The sequence below is a fragment of the Streptomyces sp. A0958 genome, assembly GCF_004795035.1.
Lineage (GTDB): Bacteria > Actinomycetota > Actinomycetes > Streptomycetales > Streptomycetaceae > Streptomyces.
This window is the reverse complement of record NZ_SSBK01000047.1, coordinates 18583-41771: the sequence shown is the minus strand read 5'-3', so window position 1 is coordinate 41771 and position 23189 is coordinate 18583. Positions and strand designations below refer to the sequence as shown.

Annotated in this window: 25 protein-coding genes and 1 pseudogene; 10 read left to right on the top strand and 16 right to left on the bottom strand. The window is 73.0% G+C overall.

The genetic code is table 11. The features are described 5' to 3' along the window. Window positions 1-555: 555 nt before the first annotated feature. Window positions 556-804, top strand: a complete 249-nt coding sequence (locus E6P78_RS29675) for a hypothetical protein (protein ID WP_136206721.1) — start codon at window positions 556-558, stop codon at window positions 802-804. Beyond that, window positions 801-1043 (top strand): hypothetical protein, encoded by a 243-nt coding sequence (locus E6P78_RS29670; protein ID WP_136206720.1) that lies wholly within the window; start codon window positions 801-803, stop codon window positions 1041-1043. Before E6P78_RS29675 ends, E6P78_RS29670 begins: the two co-directional genes overlap by 4 nt. A 7-nt stretch (window positions 1044-1050) precedes the next feature. Here E6P78_RS29670 and E6P78_RS29665 read toward each other — a convergent pair whose 3' ends face one another. Continuing rightward, the gene (locus E6P78_RS29665) at window positions 1051-1854 is read right to left on the bottom strand and encodes a hypothetical protein (RefSeq protein WP_136206719.1); all 804 of its coding nucleotides are present in this window, start codon (window positions 1852-1854) and stop codon (window positions 1051-1053) included. Window positions 1855-2049: 195 nt separating this feature from the next. Here E6P78_RS29665 and E6P78_RS29660 point away from each other — a divergent pair, with 195 nt between their 5' ends. Then, the gene (locus tag E6P78_RS29660) at window positions 2050-3057 is read left to right on the top strand and encodes an aminoglycoside phosphotransferase family protein (RefSeq protein WP_136206718.1); all 1008 of its coding nucleotides are present in this window, start codon (window positions 2050-2052) and stop codon (window positions 3055-3057) included. Window positions 3058-3063: 6 nt separating this feature from the next. Here E6P78_RS29660 and E6P78_RS29655 read toward each other — a convergent pair whose 3' ends face one another. After that, window positions 3064-3645 (bottom strand): YbjN domain-containing protein, encoded by a 582-nt coding sequence (locus E6P78_RS29655; RefSeq protein WP_240799421.1) that lies wholly within the window; start codon window positions 3643-3645, stop codon window positions 3064-3066. Window positions 3646-3695: 50 nt separating this feature from the next. Beyond that, the gene (gene mshA, locus E6P78_RS29650) at window positions 3696-5060 is read right to left on the bottom strand and encodes a D-inositol-3-phosphate glycosyltransferase (RefSeq protein WP_136206717.1); all 1365 of its coding nucleotides are present in this window, start codon (window positions 5058-5060) and stop codon (window positions 3696-3698) included. Window positions 5061-5349: 289 nt separating this feature from the next. Here mshA and E6P78_RS29645 point away from each other — a divergent pair, with 289 nt between their 5' ends. From E6P78_RS29645 to E6P78_RS29635, 3 genes are all read left to right on the top strand, one after another. Further along, window positions 5350-6129 carry a class I SAM-dependent methyltransferase gene (locus tag E6P78_RS29645; protein ID WP_136206716.1) on the top strand — a complete coding sequence of 260 codons (780 nt, stop codon included), beginning with the start codon at window positions 5350-5352 and terminating at the stop codon, window positions 6127-6129. A gap of 382 nt (window positions 6130-6511) precedes the next feature. Beyond that, window positions 6512-7594 carry a C40 family peptidase gene (locus E6P78_RS29640; RefSeq protein WP_136206715.1) on the top strand — a complete coding sequence of 361 codons (1083 nt, stop codon included), beginning with the start codon at window positions 6512-6514 and terminating at the stop codon, window positions 7592-7594. Window positions 7595-8266: 672 nt separating this feature from the next. Next, window positions 8267-9610, top strand: a complete 1344-nt coding sequence (locus E6P78_RS29635; protein ID WP_136206714.1) for a response regulator — start codon at window positions 8267-8269, stop codon at window positions 9608-9610. Here the strand turns inward: E6P78_RS29635 and E6P78_RS29630 are convergent. The 4 genes from E6P78_RS29630 to E6P78_RS29615 form a co-directional block, all read right to left on the bottom strand. After that, window positions 9592-9927, bottom strand: coding sequence for a DUF2516 family protein (locus E6P78_RS29630; RefSeq protein ID WP_136206713.1), 336 nt, complete (start codon window positions 9925-9927; stop codon window positions 9592-9594). The genes E6P78_RS29635 and E6P78_RS29630 overlap by 19 nt on opposite strands. Before the next feature lie 119 nt (window positions 9928-10046). Then, window positions 10047-10688 carry a hypothetical protein gene (locus E6P78_RS29625; RefSeq protein ID WP_136206712.1) on the bottom strand — a complete coding sequence of 214 codons (642 nt, stop codon included), beginning with the start codon at window positions 10686-10688 and terminating at the stop codon, window positions 10047-10049. 51 nt (window positions 10689-10739) lie between these two features. Next, entirely contained in the window at window positions 10740-11171 is a 432-nt protein-coding gene (locus E6P78_RS29620) for a helix-turn-helix transcriptional regulator (protein WP_136206711.1), read from the bottom strand. Window positions 11172-11334: 163 nt separating this feature from the next. Continuing rightward, window positions 11335-12456 carry an NAD(P)/FAD-dependent oxidoreductase gene (locus E6P78_RS29615; protein ID WP_136206710.1) on the bottom strand — a complete coding sequence of 374 codons (1122 nt, stop codon included), beginning with the start codon at window positions 12454-12456 and terminating at the stop codon, window positions 11335-11337. Between the two features lie 52 nt (window positions 12457-12508). Here E6P78_RS29615 and E6P78_RS29610 point away from each other — a divergent pair, with 52 nt between their 5' ends. Beyond that, window positions 12509-13201, top strand: coding sequence for a TetR/AcrR family transcriptional regulator (locus E6P78_RS29610; RefSeq protein ID WP_136206709.1), 693 nt, complete (start codon window positions 12509-12511; stop codon window positions 13199-13201). Between the two features lie 3 nt (window positions 13202-13204). On the opposite strand, the gene E6P78_RS29605 is transcribed toward E6P78_RS29610, so the two are convergent. Further along, window positions 13205-14077 carry an alpha/beta hydrolase gene (locus E6P78_RS29605; protein ID WP_136206708.1) on the bottom strand — a complete coding sequence of 291 codons (873 nt, stop codon included), beginning with the start codon at window positions 14075-14077 and terminating at the stop codon, window positions 13205-13207. Window positions 14078-14165: 88 nt separating this feature from the next. Between E6P78_RS29605 and E6P78_RS29600 the strand changes: the two genes are divergently transcribed. Both E6P78_RS29600 and E6P78_RS29595 read left to right on the top strand, forming a co-directional pair. Beyond that, window positions 14166-14804 carry a sigma-70 family RNA polymerase sigma factor gene (locus tag E6P78_RS29600; protein ID WP_136206707.1) on the top strand — a complete coding sequence of 213 codons (639 nt, stop codon included), beginning with the start codon at window positions 14166-14168 and terminating at the stop codon, window positions 14802-14804. 9 nt (window positions 14805-14813) lie between these two features. Beyond that, window positions 14814-15038, top strand: a complete 225-nt coding sequence (locus tag E6P78_RS29595) for a hypothetical protein (protein ID WP_136206706.1) — start codon at window positions 14814-14816, stop codon at window positions 15036-15038. Between the two features lie 14 nt (window positions 15039-15052). Here the strand turns inward: E6P78_RS29595 and E6P78_RS29590 are convergent, their stop codons facing one another. The 5 genes and pseudogenes from E6P78_RS29590 to E6P78_RS29565 all read right to left on the bottom strand — a co-directional run bounded on the left by E6P78_RS29590 (window position 15053) and on the right by E6P78_RS29565 (window position 20321). Next, the gene (locus E6P78_RS29590; RefSeq protein ID WP_136206705.1) at window positions 15053-16168 is read right to left on the bottom strand and encodes a DUF4037 domain-containing protein; all 1116 of its coding nucleotides are present in this window, start codon (window positions 16166-16168) and stop codon (window positions 15053-15055) included. Window positions 16169-16493: 325 nt separating this feature from the next. Then, window positions 16494-17087, bottom strand: a pseudogene (locus E6P78_RS29580) (TetR family transcriptional regulator); the annotation flags it as partial. 138 nt (window positions 17088-17225) lie between these two features. Then, window positions 17226-18479, bottom strand: a complete 1254-nt coding sequence (locus E6P78_RS29575) for a GNAT family N-acetyltransferase (protein WP_136206704.1) — start codon at window positions 18477-18479, stop codon at window positions 17226-17228. A 152-nt stretch (window positions 18480-18631) separates the two neighbouring features. Next, window positions 18632-19618 carry an asparaginase gene (locus E6P78_RS29570; protein WP_136206703.1) on the bottom strand — a complete coding sequence of 329 codons (987 nt, stop codon included), beginning with the start codon at window positions 19616-19618 and terminating at the stop codon, window positions 18632-18634. Window positions 19619-19664: 46 nt separating this feature from the next. Beyond that, window positions 19665-20321, bottom strand: coding sequence for an ABC transporter substrate-binding protein (locus tag E6P78_RS29565; protein ID WP_206307952.1), 657 nt, complete (start codon window positions 20319-20321; stop codon window positions 19665-19667). A gap of 117 nt (window positions 20322-20438) precedes the next feature. On the opposite strand from E6P78_RS29565, the gene dtd reads away from it, so the two are divergent. Further along, window positions 20439-20888 carry a D-aminoacyl-tRNA deacylase gene (gene dtd, locus E6P78_RS29560; protein WP_136206702.1) on the top strand — a complete coding sequence of 150 codons (450 nt, stop codon included), beginning with the start codon at window positions 20439-20441 and terminating at the stop codon, window positions 20886-20888. Window positions 20889-20916: 28 nt separating this feature from the next. On the opposite strand, the gene E6P78_RS29555 is transcribed toward dtd, so the two are convergent. The 3 genes from E6P78_RS29555 to E6P78_RS29545 form a co-directional block, all read right to left on the bottom strand. After that, window positions 20917-21882 carry a glycine cleavage T C-terminal barrel domain-containing protein gene (locus tag E6P78_RS29555; protein WP_136206701.1) on the bottom strand — a complete coding sequence of 322 codons (966 nt, stop codon included), beginning with the start codon at window positions 21880-21882 and terminating at the stop codon, window positions 20917-20919. Between the two features lie 20 nt (window positions 21883-21902). Beyond that, window positions 21903-22382, bottom strand: a complete 480-nt coding sequence (locus tag E6P78_RS29550; protein ID WP_136206700.1) for a Fur family transcriptional regulator — start codon at window positions 22380-22382, stop codon at window positions 21903-21905. A 67-nt stretch (window positions 22383-22449) separates the two neighbouring features. Then, window positions 22450-23022 (bottom strand): FABP family protein, encoded by a 573-nt coding sequence (locus tag E6P78_RS29545; RefSeq protein WP_136206699.1) that lies wholly within the window; start codon window positions 23020-23022, stop codon window positions 22450-22452. Window positions 23023-23189: the final 167 nt, after the last annotated feature.

The window sequence follows — 23189 nt, the reverse complement described above, 5'->3', positions numbered from 1 at the left end:
TGCCCAGTCCTCCACGGAAATCACCCTCTTCTCCTGACCTTCGATCAAGATCAGGATGGTCGGTAGACCACGAGGTGGGTCAGTTTTGATCCGCCGTCAGAGGGTCACGATTCACCCGTCGCCGACATCCGGTGCGGCCCCGCCGAAGAGGTTGGTTGCGGAGGCTGTGGTGGCTCCTCGTGAGCTGGTTCGAGTGGCTACGCGGCAGTGTCAACCGGCGCTGACGAAGCCCTGAAGTCATGCACCGTTTACGGGGCCTCTGGGCCGTGCCTGGGCCGTCCGAGGGCGCTCAACAGTGGCCGACAACGTCCAATGACGACCGCTGTCCAATTACCAGGTACTAGCCCGACCGGCAAACCCCAGCTCACCAAGTTCCCCGACAAGAACCAGGGCAAGAAGTAGCCGCAGCCCTGCCGACCACGAAGAGGCCCCCTGATCGCGGACGTTCCGCGATCAGGGGGCCTCTTCGTTGCCCGGACCGAATCCCCCGCCCCGTGTGACGCCCCTCACCCCGCGTCGTACTCTGTGGCGTGCGGGGAGATCGGGAGGGCGGACATGGGTGAGCCTCTGAAGACCTTTGTCGGGGGTGCCGAGGTCGAGGTGCCCAACAGCATTCCGGCGATCCGTGACGCGCTGCCCGAGGGGCGGCGCGAGGAGTTCGACCGGGCGATCAATGAGGCCGGGGTGCATGAGATCCAGGCCGTGATGCGGCACTGGATGCTGGAGGCCGTGCCCGATCCGGAGGCCGAACGGATTCTGGACCGGCTGGCGCAGGACGAGGCCGAGAGGCGGAGCGTCGCTTGAGCTTCCGGATCTCCTACGCGCCGCCCGCCGACGACACCCTGGCCAAGATGCGGGACGGTGACGCCTTCCGGGACGAGATGGCGGGCACCCTGGGGCGTGAGCCCTACGGGCACGGGTCGTCCGCCGTCAAGGGGGAGCGCGATCGCCGTGAGGCGACGGTCGCCGGGGCGATCGTGCTCTATTACGTCTCCGGTTCGGTCCTGACCGTCACCGTCGTACGGCTCGTCCCGCTCCCCTGATACCAGGTCAGGCCAGCTTGGCGGCCTGCGCGTCGATCACCGCGGTCGGCATGTCGAAGTCGCCGCCGCTGCCCGCGGCGGCGAGGTTCAGCGAGGCGAGCGAGGCCAGCGTGGTGCCCTGGCGGATCGCGATGAGCTTCAGCGCGCTCTTCTCGCCGTCCGCCTCCACCGTCACCGTCCAGGCGGCGGCTTCCTCGCCGCCCTTGACCTGCTCCTCCGCGATCTTGACGACCTTCTGCTTGTCCCCGGCGACGGTGAACGTGAAGCCGGACGCGCACTCGGTCGCGGCGGTGCGCAGCGAGGCCAGCGCCTCCTCGGCGCCCTTGCCGTCGTACGAGGAGAGCGTGGCGAGGGTCGTCGTGATGTCGAAAGCGGCCTCGAACGCCTCGGGGTCGGTGCCGCCCTTGGCGGCGTCCTTCTTCGGCTCGTTGATCACCTTGCGCTGGGTGGAGGCGGCGGGCGAGCCGGCCTTGGCACCCATCAGCACATCGGCGAACACGTCGCAGGCCGCCTTGTCCACGGTCACGTCCTTGCCCTCGACGGCGTCGGCCGGGCCGGCCTTGGTGATCTTGTGGGCCTTGACGTCGCCCTGCTTCAGCGAGGCCTTCTCCAGCTCGGCGGCGGTCAGCGCCTTGGCGGACGACTGGTCCGCGCCCTTGTCGGCGCCCTTGTCCGAGGGCTGTGCCGAAGCGGAGCCCGCCGCCTTGCCGCTGTCCTTGTCGTCGCTGTCCGAGCCGCAGGCCGCGGTGAACAGGGCCAGGGACATCACGGTGGCGGCAACGGCGGTTCGGCGTATGGCAGTGGGTCGCATGGCCCGTCCTTCTGTCTCAAGGTGTTTCGCCCGCACGAAAACAACCACGCCGGGTTCGGCGCGGCCGGTAGGAGGTCGTGGGGTGATCCAACTCTATGAGGACACTGTGGTTTGACAAACCTTTACTGTGGGCATCGCACGTGATCGTGACGACGTTGTGATCACTTCGCTCACACCGCTCAGAGGGAGTTGGCCGTGCCGATCGATTCCGTTCTCTCCGCTGTGCTCAGCTCGTCGGGCATACCGCCTGAGCTGGTCGCCTCGTGCGTGCCGCTCACCGGGGGCACGTACAACGCCGTCACCCGCGTGGCGCTGGACGACGGGCGGGAGTGGGTCGTGAAGATCCCGCCGCCCGCCGCAGGCGACTGCCTGGCGTACGAGCGCGACCTGCTGGTCAACGAGGTCACGTTCTACTCCGCGGCCTCCGGGGTCGCCGAGGAGACCGCCGTGCCCCACGTGGTGGGCAAGGAGCTCGACCGGGCCGCTGCCACGGGGGCGTACGTGGTCATGTCCGCGCGCCCCGGGCAGCCCTGGCACGAGTTGACCGGGGCCATGGCCGACGGTGAGGAGGCGCGGCTGCGTACCGAACTCGGCCGGATCGTGGGCCGGTTGCACGGTCTGCCCGCACCGGGCGGGTTCGGCTACCCCTCCGGGGCGCTCGGCCCGCTCGCGCCCACCTGGCGGCAGGCGTTCACCTCGATGACGGACGCGGTGCTGGCCGACGCGCGGCGGTATGCGGCGCGGCTGCCCTGCCCGGCGGCGGACATCGACGGGCTGCTCGGCTCCGCCTCGTACGTCCTGGACGACGTCACCCGGCCCGCGCTCGTCCACTTCGATCTGTGGCAGGGCAACATCCTGGTCACCGGCGAGCCGGGCGCACGGCGGGTCGGCGGGATCATCGACGGGGAGCGGATGTTCTGGGGCGACCCGGCCGCCGACTTCGTGTCGCTCGCCCTTTTCGGCGACATCGCGGACGACGAGGACTTCCTTGCCGGTTACGGGGCTTCGGCGCCAGGCGGGCCGGTGGAGTTCGACGGTTCGCTGCGGCTGCGGCTCGCGCTCTACCGGGCGTACCTGTATCTGATCATGCTGGTGGAGACGGTGCCGCGCGGCTCGTCCGGCGAGCAGTTGGAGTGGACCTGGAACGAGGTCGTGCCCCGGCTGGAAGCCGCCCTGGATGAGGTGGCGGCGGCGCGGGGGTGACCGGGGTCAGCGGGCCGGGCGCTGGGTGAGGTGGGCGAAGGCGTCCAGGTTGCGGGTGGACTCGCCGCGCGACACCCGCCAGGCGTACTCCTTGCGGATCGCGGTCGCGAAGCCGATCTCCAGCAGGGAGTTGAAGGCGCCGTCGGCCGCTTCGAGGACCGAGCCGAGCAGCCGGTCCAGTTCCTCGGGCGTCACCACGGAGAGCGGCAGCTTGCCGGCGAGGTAGATGTCCCCGAGCGGATCGATCGCGTAACTCACGCCGAACAGGCGCAGGTTGTGCTCCAGCAGCCAGCGGTGCACCGCTGCGTGGTTCTCGTCGGGGTGCCGAATGACGAACGCGTTGAGGGAGAGGCTGTGGGCGCCGACGATGAGTGAGCAGGTGGTCGCGAGCTTGCGGGTGCCGGGGAGCTGGACGACGTAACTGCCGGGTGCGGGGCTCTCCCAGTCGAGCCCGGCGTCCGCGAAGGTCGCTTCGAGGATCTGGGCGGCCCGGGGGGCCTCCGGGGCCGGGGTGACCTGGGTGGCGGGTGCGGCCTGTGCGGCCTGCGTGACCTCGCTGTTCGGTGCTTCCTCGGGTGCGTCAGCCATGTTTCGAGCGTACGTCAGGTGCCGGGAGCACGGAGGCGGGGGCGGCGCCCCTATGTGTGGCGGGTCCGTGCCCGCCTGCGGTGTTCCTGCACCGCCGCCGTGTACACCTCGGCCGTCGCCGCCGCGGCCGTGTCCCAGCCGAACCGCTGCGCGTGTTCCGCCGCCGCTCCGCCCATGCGGGCGACCATCTCCGGCGCCCCGGCGAACCGTTCCAGCGCCTGCGCGTACGCCACCGGCTCGTGCCCGGGTATCAGGAAGCCGCTGACCCCGTCGCGCACGGCCACCGGGAGGCCGCCCACGGCCGCCGCGACGACCGGGGTGCCGGCCGCCTGGGCCTCGATGGCGACCAGGCCGAAGGACTCGCTGTGCGAGGGCATGACCAGCACGGACGCGGCCCGGAACCAGTCGGCCAGCTGGTCCTGCCCGACCGGCGGGTGGAACCGTACGACATCCGCGATGCCGAGCCGGGCCGCGAGCTTCTGCAGCCCTTCCGGCTTGGCGAGCCCGCTGCCGCTGGGGCCGCCGACGACGGGCACCACGATCCGGGAGCGCAGCGAGGGGTCGCGGTCCAGCAGCACGGCGACCGCGCGCAGCAGCACGTCGGGGGCCTTCAGCGGCTGGATGCGGCCCGCGAAGAGCGGGATCAGGGCGTCCTGGGGCAGGCCCAGCCGGGCGCGGGCGGCGGCGCGGCCGTCGGCGGGGCGGAAGCGGTCCAGGTTGACGCCGGGGTGGACGACGGCGACGGCGTGCGGGGCGGCGTCGTAGAAGCGGACGAGTTCGTCGGCCTCCTCGGCGGTGTTCGCGATCAGCCGGTCGGCCGCGTCGACGATCTGGGTCTCGCCGATGACCCGGGCGGCGGGTTCGGGGGTGTCGCCCTCGGCGAGCGCCGCGTTCTTGACCTTGGCCATGGTGTGCATGGCGTGGACGAGGGGGACGCCCCAGCGCTGGGCGGCGAGCCAGCCGACGTGGCCGGAGAGCCAGTAGTGGGAGTGCACCAGGTCGTAGTAGCCGGGGCGCTGGCCGGCCCACGCCTGCATCACGCCGTGCGTGAAGGCGCAGAGCTGGGCGGGCAGCTCCTCCTTGGCCAGACCCTCGTACGGGCCCGCGTCGACGTGCCGGACCAGGACGCCGGGCGCCATCTCGACGGCCTCGGGCAGCCCGCCGGTGGTGGAGCGGGTGAAGATCTCGACCTCGATGTTGATCGCGGCCAGCCGCTTGGCCAGCTCCACGATGTACACGTTCATGCCGCCGGCGTCGCCCGTCCCCGGCTGATGCAGGGGGGAGGTGTGCACGGAGAGCATCGCGATGCGGCGCGGTCTGCGGTGGCCGCCGGAGAAGGAGCCGGTGAGGCCTGCGGGGAACCTGCGACGCGGTGTGCCACGGCTGCTGCCGAGCCGAGAGACGTACTGGCTCACGTCGTCCGTCCTCCTCGCTGGGCCCTGGTGCCGGCATGGTTCACGGCATGGCACCGAAGGGGCGCACGGTCCCTTCGAAGGTGGGGAACAGCGGAATCCCTCCTTTCATTTCCGCTTTACCAAATCATTACGGGGGGGGGTGCTGCGGCGCGTCGGCGGCAGTGCTGCGGTGGGTCGGGGCGGTGCTGCGGCACGTCGGCGGTGGTGCTGCGGCGCGTCGCCATGATGGTCCCCCGCCCGCCGGCAACCCGCATCCGCGCGGATCGTGCGGATCGTTACGCTCTGTGTCATGCGCCCGATCGGCACCGCCACCCGCGGGACCACCAACCCGAACCGGCTGCGCCGCATGGACCGCTGGATCGCCGCCACGCACGGCCCCGCCCTGCGCCGCGCCGGCACCCCCGTCGCGGTCGACCTCGGTTACGGGGCCGCGCCCTGGACCGCCGTCGAGCTGCTGGAGCGCCTGCGCACCGCCGAGCCCCGCACCCAGGTGGTCGGTATCGAGATCTCCCCGGAGCGGGTCGACGCCGCCCAGCCGTACGCGCGCGCGGGCCTCACCTTCCGGCACGGCGGCTTCGAGATCCCGCTGCCGGAGCGGCCCGTGCTGATCCGGGCGGCGAATGTGCTGCGCCAGTACGACGAGGGCGAGGTGGCCGCCGTCTGGCAGCGGCTGTGCGACCGGCTCGCGCCGGGCGGGCTGCTGGTGGAGGGCACCTGCGACGAGATCGGGCGCCGGCACGTGTGGGTGGCGCTGGGTCCGGAAGGGCCGCGCACGGTGACCTTCGCGACCCGGCTCGGCTCGCTCGACCGGCCGTCCGATCTCGCCGAGCGCCTGCCGAAGGCGCTGATCCACCGCAACGTGCCGGGTGAGCGGGTGCACGCGTTCCTGCGCGACTTCGACCGGGCGTGGGCGGCCGCGGCCCCGTACGCCTCCCTGGGGGCCCGGCAGCGCTGGATCACGGCCGTACGGGCACTGTCGGGCACCTGGCCGCTGACGGACGGCGTACGCCGGTGGCGCCAGGGCGAAGTGACGGTGGAGTGGGGCGCGCTGGAGCCAGGAGGGCTGTGAGGCGCCGCGGTCGAGGCCGAGGTTTGCGGCGCGGACGGGGCGTTACGCGGCGCCGGGGGGCGGCGCGGGGCGCGGGTGCGCGTGTTGCGCGGCGCCGGGGGTCGCGGCGCGGGCGCGAGTGTCGCGCGGCGCCGGGATTCACCCCTGCGGTGGGAACGCCGGCCCGGGATCGTTCGTCGGAGTGAGTGGGACATCGCGAGCGTGGGCGCGGGGACATCGCGAGCGCGGGGGTGGCGGGGAGCGACGGAGTAGCGGAGCGATGTCCATAGGTCGGGGTGTGTCTGCCTCTGTTGCTTTTCCGCACGGCATGACACGATCTCGTCGACGCTACATGTTACTGACGGTAAATCAGATAGTTGGGAACCGCTCGGAGGGGGAGCTCGTGTACCGACGTCACAGTGCCGCCGCTGCGCTCACTCTGGTCTGCGCGCTGGCGGTCCTCGCCTCGCCGGTCCAGGCGTTCGCCGCACCGACACCGCCCGTGCCGACCTCGCCGTCCGCCCCTTCCGAGGCGCCGGCGGAGCCCGGGAAGAAGAGCCTCGAAGAGGTGCGCGAGGAGATCGACGCGCTGTACCTCAAGGCCGGTGCCGCCACGGACGCGTACAACCTCGCCGAGGAGAAGGCCAAGAAGCAGTCGGGCGAGCTGGTCGAGCTGGCGCAGGCGATAGTCGAGGGCCAGGCGAAGATCGCCGACCTCAAGAGCCGGGCCGGCGCCGAGGCCCGCGAGCAGTACCGCAACGCCGGACTGCCGCCCGGCGCGCGGCTCATGCTCAGCGGCGACCCGCAGCTCTTCCTGGACGGGGTGAGCCGCGCCCGCCAGGGCCAGCAGGCCACCAAGGGGCTCCTGGGAGAACTGACCAGGACCCAGAACGACTTGGAGACGTACACCAAGGACGCCAGCACCAACTGGACGAAGCTCGAAGCCAGTCGCGTCAAGCAGGCCAAGGCCAAGAAGAAGATAAACGCGCAGATCGCGGCGGCGAAGAAGCTGGAGTCCCAGCTGGAGAAGGAGGAGCGCGCCCGGCTCCTCGAGATGGAGCAGGAGGCGGCGTACCAGGCGCAGACCGCCTGGCTGAGCTCCGGCTCGCTGAAGGAGATCAACCGCGAGGCCAGCGCGAGCGGCAAGAAGGCAGTGGCCTTCGCGACCGCGCAGATCGGCAAGCCGTACCAGTGGGGCGCGGAGGGTCCGAAGTCGTACGACTGCTCCGGGCTGACGTCCCAGGCGTGGGCGGCGGCCGGCCGGCCGATCCCGCGCACCTCGCAGGAGCAGTGGCGGCTGCTCCCGCACATCGCGATCAAGGACATGCGCCCCGGCGACCTGATCATCTACCACGGTGACGCCACCCACGTCGGGATGTACGTCGGCGACGGCGCGATCGTCCACGCGCCGCGCCCCGGCCGCAACGTCACGCTGGCCGGCGCGGGCTCGATGCAGATACTCGGCGTGGTCCGCCCGGACGCGTAGTCCTTGGCGCACGGCGGCCCCGGACACGTGGTCCTTGGCGCACGGCGGCCCCGGACACGTGGTCCTTGGCGCACGGCGGCCCCGGACGGGCGGTACGGGCCCGGGGCGGACGCGGCGGTGCGTGGTGCCCGGCGACGGGCCTCCGGGCGGCGAGGCCTCCGCCGTCGGGCGCCCGGCGGTGCGGCCACGCGCGGGGCGGCTGGCCGCCACCGTTGCGGGCGGCCACGCGCAGGGCGGCGGGCGGGCGGCTGAATGGCTGGACGGCTGGCAGGGCGGGCGGGCCCAGGTGGCCGGACAAGCGCGTAGGGCGGCGGGCCCAGGCGCCAGGACAGGCGGACAGGGCGGCGGGCCCCGGCGTACGCGCCGGCCCCGGCGCCTGGCCTTCGGCGTGAGCAGCGCCACTCCGCCTCCCTCCCCCGGCCGGGGTGGGCAGCGCCACTCCGCCTCCCGCCCCCGGCCGGGGTGAGCATTGTCATGCCGTCATGAGTGGCCCCGAAGCGGCCCATCGCGCCTGATCCGTGACCTGACGCGGCTTATGGCGGTGCATAGGCCGGGCGCCGCGTGCGGGTCGCCGTTCCGTTCCCGCGCCCCGTACCGCTATGGTCCCCGTCTGGCGGGTCGTCGATCGTCGCTCCGCCGCGCCCTCGGGGGGAGGGAAGGAAACCCGAACCGATGCCCGTACCCGTACCGCAGCCGTGTTCCGCGCCCGCTGCGGAGACCAGCTCCGGCGCCGGCCTCACCCTCCTGGTGATCGAGGACGACCCCGCGGGCACCTTCAGCGCCCCGGAGCTCTCCGCCGCGGCCGGTGCCCGGGTCCGTATCCGTGCCGCCCGCAACCTCACCGAGGCGGGCCGGCTCCTCACCGACGACGTCGACTGCATTCTGCTGGACCTGGCGCTGCCGGCCGGCGCCGAAACGCGCGGCGGCCCGGAGGGCGAGGAGGACGGGCTCGCCACGCTCAAGCACGTCCTGCGGATCGCGCCCCGCCACGCGGTGCTCGCCCTCACGGCGGAGGACGACGCCGAGCTGGCCGCCGAGGCGGTCCGGGTGGGCGCGCAGGACTACCTCTTCCGCGGTGAGCTGGACAGCAGGCTGCTGAGCCGGGCCATCCGTTACGCCGTCGAACGCAAACGCGCCGACGTCGCGCAGCACCAGCTCACCGAGTCCCGGCTGCGCGCCCAGGAGAACGCCCGGCTGGAACGCGGACTGCTCCCCACCCCGCTGCTCGAAGGCTCCGACCTGCGCTTCGCGGCCCGCTACCGGCCGGGCCGCAGCCGGGCGCTGCTCGGCGGGGACTTCTACGACACGGTCCGCACCCCGGACGGCACGGTCCACGCGATGATCGGCGACGTCTGCGGCCACGGCCCGGACGAGGCGGCGCTCGGTGTGGAACTGCGCATAGCGTGGCGGGCGTTGACGCTGGCGGGGCTCTGCGGCGACGAGCTGCTGTCCACCCTCCAGCAGGTCCTGGAGCACGAGCGGGAGAGCGAGGAGATCTTCGCGACGCTCTGCACGGTCGACATCGCCCCGGACGGCCGCCGGGCGGGCCTGTGCCTTGCGGGCCATCCCGCACCGCTGATCGCCCGCCACGGAAGGGCGGCGCAGCTGCTGCCGTACGAGGACGGCGGGCCGGCCCTGGGCCTGCTGCCGCGGGCGCGGTGGCCGCGCCGGCAGGTGGAGCTGGGCGGCTCCTGGAGCCTGATGATGTACACGGACGGGCTGATCGAGGGCCACGTCGGCGAAGGCACGCGGCGGCTGGGCCAGGACGGCATGGTCGCGATGGTCAACCGTCAGCTGGCCGAGGGACTGGCCGGCGAGGACCTGCTGGAGGCGGCGGTCAGCCGCGTACGGGAGCTGAACGGCGGCGAGCTGACCGACGACGTCGCGGTCCTGCTGCTCGACCGTGACCAGGACACCGCGCGCCTGCGGCCCCCGGGCGGCGGCCGGAGCGTGAACATCCCGCGTCCCCGCCCCGGCCGGGCCTCACCCGCGGGGGCTCAGCGCCCGCCGTTGTAGGGACCGTACGGGCCGTCGCTGCTGGAGCCGCCGCGCCGGCGGCCACCGCCGGAGACGGCCTTGAGGGCGGGCCGTACGTCCACAAAGAACACGATGGACGCGATGAGCCCGGCGATCTGGAGGAAGACCATGGGAACCCAGAGGTTCACGACGACCGCGATCCCGAGGATGATCAGCCAGAAGACCTTCGTCTGCTTGTTCGCTGCGCGGTACGCGTCCTCGCGGGCGATCGCGGCCATGACCAGCGCCACGACGGCGAGAAGGGTCATGACCATGAAGATGAGCCCGAGGAACGTCTGGAAGCCTTCGAGCAACATGATGTGCACCGCCTAGTGAGTGGGTGAGCGCCTCCCGGCCAAGGTACCGGGAGGGCGGGCCGGACCCCGAACGAAAGGTTCCCGCCCGCCCTCCCGGCACTCCTGCCGGACACGTGGTGCTACTTGGCGGAGGGCGGCGTGGCCTTCTTCGCGGCGGGCTTGCGCGCGGGCGCCTTCTTGGCGGGGACGGCGGGCTTGGCGGCAGCCGGCTTGGCGGTGGCGGCGGGCTTCGCGGCGGTGACGGGCTTGGCGGCCGGGGCCGGCTTCGTGGTGGATGCCGGCTTGGCGACGGTCGGCTGGGACTTCTTGCGCGGCTCGACGACGACGGCGATCTCGACGATCTCCTCGGCGGTCTCGCCCCGCCACGTCCGCACGGTCTGCTCGCCGCGCTCGGCGACCTTCTCGTACGTCTCCCGGGCCCTGACCGCGTACTCGGCGGCCACGCCCACACCGCGCAGCGCCAGGTCCTGGGCGTTCTCGCCGAGCTTCTTCAGGTCGGTGTCGAACGCGCCGATCACCTCGGCGACCTTGGTCTGCAGCGTGGCCTGCGCCTCCTTGGCCTGCCCGGCGACCTTCTCCTGCACGGCCCGGGGGTCGGTGTTGCGCACGGCCTCGATGCGCTCGGGCGCCTCGGCCCGCAGCTGTTCAAGCAGCGCCGGGACCTTACGGGCCTGGCGCACGGCGAGGTCGGCGGTACCGGCGGCGAAGTAGAGGGGGGTCGGGTCGGTGAGGGTCTTGCGCAGGTCATCGGTGATGGCCATGACTGTGGTCCTCCCGGATCATCAGACTGAGTGTGAGGGTGGTGGAAGCTCTCAAGCTGTATCGGCAGCACCGCCACCGGGACTGAAGGGCGCGTCCGGTGCGGACGCGTCCTCTCCCTCCGCCCCGGGCTCGTCGTCCAAGCCGTTCTCCTTGCGGAAGGAGGCGTAGATCTGGAGCAGCACGCTCTTCTGCCGCTCGTTGATCGACGGATCGGCGAGGATCACCGCCCGCGTCTCCAGCTCCTCCCGCTCCCGCTCGTCCAGAATCCCGGCGCGCACGTACAGGGTCTCGGCGGAGATCCGCAGCGCCTTGGCGACCTGCTGCAGCACCTCGGCGCTGGGCTTGCGCAGCCCGCGCTCGATCTGGCTGAGGTAGGGGTTGGACACCCCGGCGGCATCGGCGAGCTGCCGCAGCGAAAGCTGAGCGCTGCGGCGCTGCTCGCGCAGATACTCGCCGAGGTTGCCGACGTTCAGTGATGCCATGCGTCGATGGTGCACCCGCCTTGCTAACTTTTGCAAGCGCCTGCTTGCAAAAGTGTTCGAGGGCACTCGCATGGGCGGATGAGCCGGTGCTTTCGGGCTCGGCGGTCAGAGCGGCTGGACCGGGTCGAAGGCGGTCAGGACAGCTGGACCGGGACGAAGGCGGTCAGGACGGCTGGACCTGGTCGAAGAGGGCCAGGGCTTCGGCGGGGTCCGGGCTGACGAGGCGTTCCAGGCCGGCCGTCGTCATCTTCGCCCACCTGCCGGCCCGCGCCCACATCTGCTCCTCGAAGGCGCGGACGGTTTCGTCCGGATCTCCGGGGCCGGTGGCGAGGGACTCGGCGAGTTCGGCGCCTTCCAGCATCGCGAGGTTCGCGCCCGCCCCCAGTGGGGGCATCAGATGGGCCGCGTCGCCCAGGAGCGTCACCCCGGAGACGTGGGTCCAGGTGTGGGACACGGGCAGGACGTAAAGGGGGCGGTGGATGAAAGCGGTGCCGTGGCGGAGGAGGTCGAGGACGGGAGCGGCCCAGCCGTCGAACAGGGCCAGCAGGCTCGATCGGACGGCCTCGGCGTCGGTCAGGTCCAGGTTCGCGTGCCAGTCCAGCGGCGCGCGGAACTGGGCGTACACCTTGACGTGGCCGCCGCTGCTGCGCTGGGCGACGAGAGCGCGGTTCACGCCGTACACGGCCATGGAACCGTCGCCGGTCAACCGGGCGAGGTCGGGGTGGCGGGTGTCGACGTCGTCGAGGGAGGTCTCGACCGAGGTGACCCCCGTGTAGTGCGGCGTCACCGACGAGACGGCCGGGCGGGTCCGGGACCAGGCGCCGTCCGCGCCGACCACCAGGTCGAACGTCTCCTGCCGCCCGTCCTCGAAATGGACCAGTGCACCATCCCCTCTGGCCCCCGGCGCCACCCGCGTCACGCCCCGCCCCCACTGGACGTCGAGGGGGCCGAGCAGCAGGTCACGGAGTTGCCCGCGGTCGATCTCGGGGTTGGCCCGGTCGTCCGGCCGGGGCCGCCAGTCACGCAGCACGGTCCCGTCCGGGTCCAGGATGCGCATGGCCTGCCCCTCGGGTCGGGACAGCGCCCGGAACTCGGCCAGCAGTCCCGCCTTGTCCAGTGCGAGCTGGCCCAGACCTTCTTGCAGGTCCAGCGTGCCGCCCGGGGGGCGGGCGTCGGGGGCGGGGTCGCGTTCGAGGACGGTGACGGGGTGGCCGTGGCGGTGCAGGGCCCGGGCGAAGGTGAGGCCGGCGGGACCGCCGCCGACCACGGCGATACGTTGTCTCATGTCGATACACTGTATTGGCATAGGGCGGCGTATCGCAACGTACGGTGTGAGCATGACTGTGTGGGACCGGCCCGAGCCGCCGACTCAACCCGTGCCGCTCGACCGGGAACGGATCGTCGCCGCCGCCATCGCACTGGCCGACGAGGGCGGGCTGGCGGCGGTGTCCCTGCGCAAGGTCGCCGCCCGCCTGGACGCCGGCCCGATGCGGCTGTACCGGTACATCTCCACCAAGGAGGAGCTGTTCGACCTCATGGTGGACGAGGTCCAGGCCGAGATCCGCCCCGAGGAGCGGCCCGGTGACTGGCGGGAGGCATTGCGCGGCCTCGCCCAGCACACCAGGCAGGCCGCCCTGCGTCACGAATGGTTCGCCGACCTGCTCGGCGGCCGCCCGGCCATGGGCCCGAACGGCCTTGCCGTGGCCGAGGCCACGCTGTCCGCCTTCGACGGCGTCGCCGATGTCGACACCGCCATGCGCGCAGTGGAGACGGTCAGCGCCTACTTCATCGGCGCGATCAGGCGCGAGACCGCTCACGTGCGGGCCGAGCGCGCCTCGGGCCTGTCCAAGCACGACTGGCAGCGCGCCTCCGGCCCGCACCTGACGGAAATGCTGGCCACCGGCCGCTTCCCGGCGGTGGCCAAGGTCGTGTACGACGGCACCGACGTGGACGCCGAGGCATCCTTCGCGACCGGCCTGGACTGGGTCCTCGACGCCGTGGCCGCCAAGCTCGCCCCGCCGCCGGCGTGACACTCAAAGGCCGCGCCTCACCTCGGCAGCGCCCAGGAACCCCGACACCGCCGCCGTGAACGCCCCCGCGTCGTCCACCCACGGATAGTGCCCCGCCCCCGGTTGCATGGCGAGCGCCGCGTCGGGGAACAGGGCGGCGAACTCCGCCACCGCGCCCGGCGGACTGTTCAGGTCGTACTCGCCGGCCAGCAGGAGGACGGGGCCGGCGAGCTTCGCGAGGGTCCGGCGCGTCGCGGGCGGGTCGAAGGCGCCCTCGGCGGCGAAGAGGGTGACGGACTCCCGATTGCCGGGGCGGCCCAGCTCCTGCTGCCGGCGGGCGGACTCGTCCCAGCGGCCGTGGAAGAACGGCGCGACGGCCTCCCAGTCGGCGCCCGTTCCCCGGGTGATCGCCTCCAGCGCGGCGAAGGCCGGCGGGAACCAGGGTTCGGCGCACCGCAGCCGCGCGAGGGCCCGGCGCTGCTCCCCGGTGGTCCCGATGCCGACGGCACGCGTGCTCGGGGCGATCAGGGCGAGCCGGCCGACCCGCTCCGGGTGCCGGTCCGCGTACCGCACCGCGATGTTCGCACCCGCGGAGTGGGCGAGCAGATCCGAACGGGCCGGGCCGAGATGGCGGCGCAGCGCCTCCACGTCCTCGGCGAGGCGGTCGCAGCGGTACGTGGAGGCGTCGCCCGGGACCGCCGATCCGCCGTTGCCCCGCAGGTCGAGGACGACCAGACGGCGGTACGCGGACAGGCCGCCCAGGTCGCCCAGGTAACGGGAGTCCGCCGGGCCGCCCGGGATGCAGACGAGCGGGTCGCCGGGGGCGTCCCCGTACGTGCGGTAGGCGAGCCGGGTCCCGTCGGGAGCGCGGAACGTCGCGGTTACTGGAGGCTTCATGGGGGAAGGGTGGCACCACATAACCTGGTTATACAACCCGGTTATACAACCTCGTTATAAGCGCTCGTTCGCGGTGTATAACTGGGTCATGGCAGGCGAAGGCGGCACCCCGCAGGACCCCGGCGCGCTCACCGAGGAGCAGGCCGGGCGCATGCTCGCCGGGATGAACGAGGTCATTCGCGCGGGCGAGGAGATGCGCCGGCTCCGCGCCGGGATGATCAAGGTGTTCGTCGGCCTCGGCTGGACCCAGGACCGCATCGCCCGGCTCACCGACATGAGCCAGCCCGCCGTGTCCAAGCAGGTGGCCAAGCACCGCGACGCCGGACCGCAGCAGCCGCTGGACCTCTCCCTCGGCCAGGGCGACCCGCCGTGGCTGGAGGGGCGGCTGTGGGGCGTCGCCGAGGACATCGCCGAGACGTACACCGCCACCGCCCGCTGCGGCCCCGCCGTCGACGCCCTCACCCGGGGCCGGAAGCGCTTCACGCCGGAGAACGTCGACGCGCTGCGGCGGCTCGTGGAGGAGGATCTGCGGCGGTACGGGGATGAACTGGCCGCGCACCGGGCCGCGTACGACGAGATCAGCCGCGCGCTCGACGTGCCGACACGGCCGGACGCCGCCCCGGCCGGCTCGGCATCCGTACGCCGCGCCCTCGCCCACCGGCTTCAGCTCGACCGGCTCCAGCTCGACCGGCTCAGGGGCGGCGACGCCGGGCACGGCACCGCCTAGCTCGGCGGCATGGGCCAGTTCCTGCCCCTCCCCGTCTGCGCCGGTGCCCTCGCGGCGGTCATGGGATGCTTCGCCCGGGTGGCCGTACAGGTGCGCCGGCGGGCGCCGATGGCCTCGCCCGACGACCCGTGGAGCCCCCTGCACGACCGGCGCGAGCTGCCGCGCGTACCCCGCGCCCGTGGCCCCCGGCGCCCCCGCAACGCGGCCGTCCGGTGGTGGCGGCACGGCGGCTGACGTCCGAGGGCGGCTCAGGAACGGCTCACCGCCTCACTCGCCGCCCGCAGAGCCACGGCGTCCCGGCCCATCAGCAGGTCCGTACTGTCCGCCCACTGGTCCACCGCCCCGGTCAGCGGCAGGCCCCGCAGGTCCGGGTCCGTGACGGAGGCGGCCAGGGGGCGGGCGAGGCGTTCCGCGTGCAGGACCAGGTAGGGGCGGCTGTGGTACGGGCGGGGCGTGGGGTCCACCGGGTCGATGAGGCCCAGGGCGTTCTGGCGGGCCGCGACCGCCTCGTACGCGGTGCACAGGTGCCGTTCCCGCTCCGGGTACTCCGTCGCGGCCAGCGCGCCGAGCAGGGCCGGCGTCAGCGCCTCGGCCGTGTCCAGCCGGGCGAACGCGCTGCCCAGCCACTTCGTGTACGGGACGTAGCGCCGCTCAAGGAGCAGGCTCAGGCGCATCAGGTCGCGTACCAGCCGGGCCGCGACGACGGCGGAGCCGAGCGCGTCGCCGGTCTCGGCGCAGCGGCCGACGAACGCCTCCTCCTGCGAGATCCGCTGCCACTGGCAGGCCAGGACGTGGCGCCAGACCTGTTCGGGGTAGCGGGCCAGACGCCGGCGCGCGGTGGTGAGGAGGCCGGGGCCGTCGTGGTGGACGGCCCCGGCGGTGATCCCGGCCAGCTTCTGCTGGGGAATCGCGAGCCAGTCCCGGGCGGACGGTTCGGCGGCCGTGGCGTCGAAGCCCACCTCCGCGGTCAGCCAGGCGGTGAGGTCATGGGTGAGGACGCGGTGATCGACGGGCCCCTCGGTCGCCGCCATGTGCCCGGCCGGGTCGAGCGGGTCGCCGGCGGGACGGAAGTGCGTGGGCCAGCCCCGGATCTCCTTGGGCAGCCGGTCCGCCAGTAGCCGCCGGATCGCCCCGCCGTGCGCCGCCGCGTCGGCCGGGGCGAGGAAGAGGTCCAGGCGCGGGCCCCAGTCGTGGTCGGCCGAGCGCGCGGTGTCGAAGCCCAGCACCTCGGAACCCGGACCGAGCCGCGCGGCGGCGTACGACAGCCCGGGGAAGGCCTCGTCGAGGAGCGGCCGCACCGCCTCCTCGTACAGGATGCGGGAGAGCTCAAGACCGGGCAGGAAGGCGGCTTCGGGGTGGGTCATACGGTCACTGTGCGGGGGCCCCGGCATCCCGGCCAGTGAATTACGCCCGCGCCCCGCCCGCCGCGTCAGCGGAACCCACCGAGTCAGCCGAACCCGCCCCGCCCGCCGCGTCAGTGAAACCCGCTGAACCCGCCGAACCCGCCGAACCCGCCGCGCCCGCCGCGCCCGCCGCGTCAGTGAAACCCGCCGAACCCGCCGAACCCGCCGAACCCGCCGAACCCGCCGCGTCAGTGAAACCCGCTGAAGCCGCCGAACCCGCCGCGCCCGCCGCGTCAGTGAAACCCGCCGAACCCGCCGAACCCGCCGAACCCGCCGACCCCGGGCCCTCCAGCCCCCACCGCAGTTGCGCGAAGCCCAGCTCCGCCGCCTCGGCCGCCTCCCCGTACAACTCGTCCGCGCCGGCGCCCTCGCTGATGCGCCGCCAGTTCTCCGAGGCCAGGATGCGCTGGGCGGCGATGATCTGGCCCGCGGCCAGCCGGTCCCGGGCGCCGCCCCCCAGGGCGCGGGCGAGCGCGTCCTCCGAGCGGATCAGGTAGGCGTGGAGCCGGGCGACCAGGGCAGGGGTGCCGTACAGCAGGGCGTGGTACGCCAGCACCTGGGGCGCGTCGCACAGGCCGGTGACCGGATCGCGGCGCTCCAGGCCGTCCAGGAAGTGGCGCCGCAGCGCGTCCAGGGGCGACTCGCCTTCCGCGCGGGCGGCGACCACGCGCGCGGCCTCGTCCTCGTGGTCCGCGAACCGGTGCAGGGCCAGGTCCTCCTTGGCCGGGAAGTACCGGAAGAGCGTCGGCTTGGAGATGTCCGCGGCCGCCGCGACCTCGGCCACCGACACCTTGTCGAAGCCGCGCTCCAGGAACAGGGTGATCGCGGCGTCGGAGACCGCCTGGTACGTCAGCTGCTTCTTCCGCTCCCGCAGGCTCATCGGCGCGGGCGGCCCGCCGGCCGCGTCCCTGCCCGCCGACCCGCCCGACCTGGCCTTCTCTGCGCTCATGACCCTGAAGCGTACGCCCTTGACCGCAACCGGACTTGAGCCCTCCGCCCGGCCCGCTCCCCCGCCGCCTCAGAAGACGTCCGGGCACCAGGGGCGCCGAGCCGTCCGGAACACCGCGTCCGCCGACGCCGCCGCGCCCGGGGCCAGTTCCGCCACCCGGTCCAGCGCCGCCAGCCGTGAGACCGACTCGTCGCCGAGGCAGAGCGTCCCCAACTCCCGTACGTCCATCGCCAGGTCGGCCGAGCGCGTCGTCGGGGTGCAGGTGGCGCCGTCCGGCGAGGCGTCCAGGTGGAAGCGGCCGGCCGCCGGGCCCGCCGAGTCGTGGACCTCCAGGACCAGGGAGCCGGGCACCGCGTAGGTACGGGCCTCCAGGGCGCGTACGACGTCCAGGACGCGCACCCACAGGAAGTCCGCCTGCGTCACGACGCGTGCCGCGCGCGGGTCCGGGAGCAGCAGCGGGAGCAGGTCGTCGGCGGGGCGGTACCCGGTGCGGATCGTGGAGATCCAGTCCACCGAGCACAGGAAGTGCCACAGCGCCCGCTCCGCCGCCGGGGTCACCGCGATCATGCTGCGGACCGTCGCACGGTTCAGCGGCTGCTTGGCGTCGTTCCAGTTCTCGTCGGCGCGGTAGACCAGCATCCCGTCGACCTCGCCGTCGGGCCCCCGGTAGACGGCGTAGAAGGGTTCGGTCCAGTGGTCGCCGGGGAAGAGCGACTGGCCCGTGAGCAGTTCCCACCAGCGGGCGTTGCGGCTCACCACGCCGTGCCGGCGGGCCCGCAGCCGGTCGTGCAGGGCGGGGCCCAGCTTGCGTATCTCCGCACCGTCCACCAGGTCGATCCGGCCGCCGTCCCCGGCCTCCGGGACCGGGCGGTGCGGGTCGAGGCCGGTCCGGTGGACGTCGATCTCCCACTCGGTGGCCCCGGCCGCCGGGCCGAATCCGTACCGCCCGTAGATCGGGTACTCGGCGGCGATCAGCGTCGCCGCCACGTCACCGCGCTCCTTCGCCGCCGCCATGTCGGTGGCCATCATCCGCGAGAGCAGCCCCCGGCGGCGGTGGGTGGGCGAGACCGTGACGTTGGTGATCGCGTCGGTGGGCACCGTCGCGCCACCGGCGACCGTCAGTTCCTGCGCGAACGAGCGGAACGTCGCGACGCACCGCCCCGCGTCGAACACCCCCTGCGTGCGGGACAGGTCCATGTACGCCAGGCGTCCGGCGACCTCCTCGTCCGACGGGGTGGGCGGCCTCAGGAAGCCGGTGTTCAGGGCGCGCAGCCAGTCGGGGAACTCGGTCGGGGTGACGGTACGGGCATCCAGGGCGGTCATGCGCCCCACGCTAGGAGAGCGCGGGGCGCGATGTCGCATGGTTTTGACGGCCGTACGGTCGGGAAGGGCCGAGACCTCGAAACCCCCGCGCCTCGGAACCCCGGGCCTCGGAGCTCGGGGCCTCGGAACCCCCGGACCCCTGAACGCAGGCCTCAGAACACCGCCCGGATCTCCCCCACCTCCGCAGCCCCGCCCAGCAGCGGCGCCCGGCCGATCCGTGAGACCACCGGGGCGTCGACCCCCAGCAGCCCGAGCGCGCGGCCCAGGACCGGGCCCAGCGCCCGGGTCGAGCCGTCGTCGATCTTGAAGGCCAGGGCCCTGCCGTCCGCCAGGGCCACCGCCTGCACGGCCTCCGCGCCCATCTTGGAGAGCGTGCCGGGCACCTCCCGCATCAGCCAGGTGTCGGGGCGCCGCGTGCCCGCCACGTACTCCGGGTGCGCGCGCATCGCGTCCGCCACCCGGCGCTCCGCCGTGCCCTGCTGGGCCGTGACGAACGTACGGAACGCCCGCGCGAGCCCCACCAGCGAGATCGCCATCAGCGGCGCCCCGCACCCGTCCGTGCCGACGGCGGCGACCGGTTCGCCCGCGGCCTCCTCGACCACCTGGTGGACCAGCTGCTGGAGCGGGTGGGCGGGGTCGAGGTAGCCGGCCCGGTCCCAGCCGTTGCGGGCGCAGACCGCGAGCATCGCCGCGTGCTTGCCGGAGCAGTTCATCGTGATGCGCTCGCGGACCCGGCCGGCGGCGAGGTACGTCTCGGCCTCCACCTGGTCCAGCGGCAGGTCCGGCGGGGTCTGCAGATCGTCCGGCGACAGACCGTGCTCGGCGAGCACCTTGCGTACGAGATCGAGGTGGAAGCCCTCGCCGGAATGGCTTGCGGCGGCCAGCGCCAGCCGCTCACCGGACAGGTCGAGACCGGCCCGCAGCACGGCCGCGGCCTGCATCGGCTTGTTGGAGGAGCGCGGGAAGACCGGCGCCGACGGGTCGCCCAGGGCCAGCTCCACGCTGCCGTCGGCGGCGAGCACGACGAGCGAGCCCCGGTGATGGCCCTCCACGAAGCCTGACCGGACGACCTCGGCCAGCACGGGCAGGCCGGGGGCCGGGTCGGATATGGCGGGAGTACGGGCTGCGCTGGACGTCATGGCGGCCTTCCGGGGACGGACGGGACCTGCCCCCGGAAGGATCGCCTCAGGCGAGCAGGTCGTCTACTTGTGCTTCCCCGTCACGGTACCTGCGGGCGATCTCCGCGCCGCAACCGTCCGCCGTGCGCTGGAGCCGGTGCCTGCGCCGGGAGACCTGCTGTTCGTAGCGGACCAGGCGCCCCATCGCGGTGTGCAGCTCCTCGTCCGTCCGGGCGTCGAGGTCGGAGAGTTCGACCTCGGCCAGCGTCTCGGCCGCCAGCCTGCGGTACTCGTCGCTGCGCGGCGTGGACAGCGTGACGTGCCGTGCGGAGGAACGGTGCGGCGACGGGGCGTCGGCAAGGATCTCCGACAGCCGGTCGACCACCGGCGACTCCGGGCCCCGGCGCCGGGCCAGCTCCGCCCGCAGGATGTCGATCCGCCCCTGGACGAGCCGCCGCACATAGCTGAGATCGGCCTCGTCACGCTGGGCGTCGCGGCGCAGCGCGCGCAGCTCCGGCAGTCTCAGGGCGCCCAGCTCGGACCGGGGCCCGCCGCCGTCGCCGTCGTCACCGCCCTGCCCGGTCCGCTGCACGGGCGGGCGCATGGTGCTGGTGCTGGTGCCGGTACTCGCGCCGGTACGGATGCCCGCACTCGTGTTGCTGTTGACGCCGGGGCGCGCGACCGGCACTGCGCCCGGGGACTGCCCGGTTCCATGGGTGCTCATGCTTGTGTCCATCCCCTCGACCGGTGCGTCGGCGCACCGCCTCCCGAGCATGGTGCCACCCCGAGGGTCCTTGTGGAGTTGCTCTGTACCCGTTCAGCCCAAGATAGGTTGGTCTGTATGCGTGCAGTGGTACAGAGGGTGGATGGCGCGAGCGTCTCGGTGGCGGACGCCGCGGGCGAGGGCGGGGGCTCCTTGGTCGTCGGTGAAATAGTCGGCGAGGGCCTGTGTGTGCTGGTGGGAGTGACCCACGGGGACACCGCGGAGAAGGCGGCGCAGCTCGCCCGCAAGCTCTGGTCGGTCCGCATTCTGGAGGGCGAGAAGTCCTGCTCCGACGTGAATGCGCCGCTTCTGGTGATTTCGCAGTTCACTCTCTACGGGGACGCCCGGAAGGGCCGCCGGCCCACCTGGAACGCCGCGGCGCCCGGCGAGGTCGCCGAGCCGCTGGTGGACGAGGTGGTGGCGCAGCTGCGGGCGCTCGGGGCGACGGTGGAGACGGGCCGGTTCGGGGCGGACATGCGGGTCTCGCTCACGAACCACGGCCCGTTCACCCTCATCGTCGAGGTCTGAACCCGGACGGCGGCCGGTCCGGCGGCCGTTACGGCTCGACCACCGTCTCCTGGGCCGCCGCAGTGTCCCCGGCCAGCAGCTGCGCGTCGACCGCCACGTTCCGCTTCACCAGGGCCAGGGCGATCGGGCCCAGTTCGTGGTGGCGGGCGGAGGTGGTGACGAAGCCCAGCCGGCGGCCCTCGGCGCCGTCGGCGGCGAGCCGGATCGGGGTGCCGTGGCCGGGCAGGTGGACCTCGCTGCCGTCCAGGTGCAGGAAGACGAGGCGGCGGGGCGGCTTGCCCAGGTTGTGCACCCGGGCGACGGTCTCCTGGCCCCGGTAGCAGCCCTTCTGGAGGTGGACGGCGGTGCCGATCCAGCCCAGCTCGTGCGGGATGGTGCGGTGGTCGGTCTCGAAGCCGAGCCTCGGCCGGTGGCCCTCCACGCGCAGCGCCTCGTGGGCCAGCACCCCGGCGAGCGGGCCGTGCTCGGCCGCGTACGCCTCCAGGCCGGCACGCGGCAGGAACAGGTCGCGGCCGTACGGCGTCTCGCGTACGACGGCCCCGTCCGGGACCTCGGCGATGGAACCGGCCGGCAGGTACACCACCGCGTAGTCCTCGGTGCGGTCGGCGACCTCCACCCGGTAGAAGAACTTCATCGACTCCAGGTAGGCGATCAGTTCGCCCTGCGTACCCGGCTCGACGTGCATCCACACCGTCTCGCCGTCGTCCACGAGGTACAGGGCGTGCTCGATGTGGCCGTTCGCGCTGAGGATCAGGGCCTCGGTGGCCTGCCCCGGGGCGAGTTCGGTCACGTGCTGGGTGATCAGGAGGTGCAGCCAGGCCAGCCGGTCGCTCCCGGTGACGGTGACGACGCCGCGGTGCGACAGGTCGACCAGGCCCGAGCCGTCGGCGAGGGCGCGCTGCTCGCGGAACAGGTCGCCGTAGTGTGCGGCGACGCCTTCGTCGCGGCCCTCGGCGGGGACGGCGCCGGGCTGGGACAGCAGGGGGCTCTTCATGCGACCAGCGTACGACTGGTTCAGGCCCCGGCCGCCGGTGCGGTGCCGCCGGACGGCCCTGCGGTGCCCGGCTCGTCCGCCGCCTTCGCCGTGCAGTCGGCGCAGCGGCCGAAGATCGCGAAGTGCTTCATGTCCGTCTCGAACCCGAACGCCCCGCGCAGCTTCTCCGTGAACTCCTCGACCACGCCGACGTCGGCCTCGATCACGCCGGTGCAGTCCCGGCAGACCAGGTGGATGTGGTGGTGGCGGTCGGCCAGGTGGTACGTCGGGGCGCCGTGGCCCAGATGGGCGTGGCTGACCAGCTCCAGCTCCTCCAGGAGCTCCAGGGTCCGGTAGACGGTGGAGATGTTCACGCCGGACGCGGTCCGGCGCACCTCGGAGAGGATGTCGTCGGGCGTCGCGTGTTCCAGCGTGTCGACGGCTTCCAGGACGAGCTGGCGCTGCGGGGTCAGCCGGTAGCCACGCTGACGGAGGTCGGTCTTCCAGTCGGTGCTCACCACAGCCCCCAGTGTAGGTCCGGGCGGCACGACTGCTCCGAAAAGCGAGGACTACCGCCTCGAGCAGTGCCTACTTGAAGAAGGCGATGCCGTCGTCCGGCAGGTCGCCGAGGCTCTTGGCCATCGCCTCGACCTCCTCGGGCGTGACGGTCTTCTTCAGGTGCGCCGACATGTACGGCCGCAGCTCGACCTCGGGCGTCGCCTTCTCGCCGACCCACATGAGGTCGCTGTTCACATAGCCGTAGAGCCGCTTGCCACCGCTGTACGGGCCGGAGGCCGCGGTCCGGGCCACCGCGTCGGTGACCAGGTCGATCTGCGGCTTCTTGTCGGCCAGCTCGCCGTACCAGATCTCGATGACGCCCTGGTCACGGGCCATGACGACCTCGACCTTGCGCTCCTTGTCGATGCGCCAGTAGCCGGTCTCCGACTCCAGGGGGCTGACCTTGTTGCCCTCCGCGTCGAGCACCCAGGAGTGCGAGGTGTACTCCAGGAAGTCCCGGCCGTCGTGGCTGAAGGTGACCTCCTGGCCGAAGTTGCACTTCTCGGCGCCGGGGAAGTCGGACACGCCCGCGCCCACCCAGTTGCCCAGGAGGAAGGCCAGCGGCACGAGGTCCGGGTGGAGGTCGGACGGGATCTCGATCATGAGCGGCTCAGTCGATCTGTGAGGCGGGAGGCGGGGACGCCGGGAACGGAGAGGTGGTCAGCGCTGACCCTGGTACAGCTTCTTCACGGTCACGCCGGCGAAGGCGAGGACGCCGACGCAGACCAGGACCAGCAGGGCGGAGAAGAATGCCTCAAGCACGGGGGGCT

Bases quoted from the DNA above. Each gene is read 5' to 3' on its own strand.
- E6P78_RS29675 (WP_136206721.1), top strand. From the start codon at position 556: ATGGGTGAGCCTCTGAAGACCTTTGTCGGGGGTGCCGAGGTCGAGGTG.
- E6P78_RS29665 (WP_136206719.1), bottom strand. From the start codon at position 1,854: ATGCGACCCACTGCCATACGCCGAACCGCCGTTGCCGCCACCGTGATG.
- E6P78_RS29655 (WP_240799421.1), bottom strand. From the start codon at position 3,645: ATGGCTGACGCACCCGAGGAAGCACCGAACAGCGAGGTCACGCAGGCC.
- E6P78_RS29645 (WP_136206716.1), top strand. From the start codon at position 5,350: ATGCGCCCGATCGGCACCGCCACCCGCGGGACCACCAACCCGAACCGG.
- E6P78_RS29635 (WP_136206714.1), top strand. From the start codon at position 8,267: ATGCCCGTACCCGTACCGCAGCCGTGTTCCGCGCCCGCTGCGGAGACC.
- E6P78_RS29630 (WP_136206713.1), bottom strand. From the start codon at position 9,927: ATGTTGCTCGAAGGCTTCCAGACGTTCCTCGGGCTCATCTTCATGGTC.
- E6P78_RS29625 (WP_136206712.1), bottom strand. From the start codon at position 10,688: ATGGCCATCACCGATGACCTGCGCAAGACCCTCACCGACCCGACCCCC.
- E6P78_RS29620 (WP_136206711.1), bottom strand. From the start codon at position 11,171: ATGGCATCACTGAACGTCGGCAACCTCGGCGAGTATCTGCGCGAGCAG.
- E6P78_RS29615 (WP_136206710.1), bottom strand. From the start codon at position 12,456: ATGAGACAACGTATCGCCGTGGTCGGCGGCGGTCCCGCCGGCCTCACC.
- E6P78_RS29610 (WP_136206709.1), top strand. From the start codon at position 12,509: ATGACTGTGTGGGACCGGCCCGAGCCGCCGACTCAACCCGTGCCGCTC.
- E6P78_RS29605 (WP_136206708.1), bottom strand. From the start codon at position 14,077: ATGAAGCCTCCAGTAACCGCGACGTTCCGCGCTCCCGACGGGACCCGG.
- E6P78_RS29600 (WP_136206707.1), top strand. From the start codon at position 14,166: ATGGCAGGCGAAGGCGGCACCCCGCAGGACCCCGGCGCGCTCACCGAG.
- E6P78_RS29595 (WP_136206706.1), top strand. From the start codon at position 14,814: ATGGGCCAGTTCCTGCCCCTCCCCGTCTGCGCCGGTGCCCTCGCGGCG.
- E6P78_RS29590 (WP_136206705.1), bottom strand. From the start codon at position 16,168: ATGACCCACCCCGAAGCCGCCTTCCTGCCCGGTCTTGAGCTCTCCCGC.
- E6P78_RS29575 (WP_136206704.1), bottom strand. From the start codon at position 18,479: ATGACCGCCCTGGATGCCCGTACCGTCACCCCGACCGAGTTCCCCGAC.
- E6P78_RS29570 (WP_136206703.1), bottom strand. From the start codon at position 19,618: ATGACGTCCAGCGCAGCCCGTACTCCCGCCATATCCGACCCGGCCCCC.
- E6P78_RS29565 (WP_206307952.1), bottom strand. From the start codon at position 20,321: ATGAGCACCCATGGAACCGGGCAGTCCCCGGGCGCAGTGCCGGTCGCG.
- dtd (WP_136206702.1), top strand. From the start codon at position 20,439: ATGCGTGCAGTGGTACAGAGGGTGGATGGCGCGAGCGTCTCGGTGGCG.
- E6P78_RS29555 (WP_136206701.1), bottom strand. From the start codon at position 21,882: ATGAAGAGCCCCCTGCTGTCCCAGCCCGGCGCCGTCCCCGCCGAGGGC.
- E6P78_RS29545 (WP_136206699.1), bottom strand. From the start codon at position 23,022: ATGATCGAGATCCCGTCCGACCTCCACCCGGACCTCGTGCCGCTGGCC.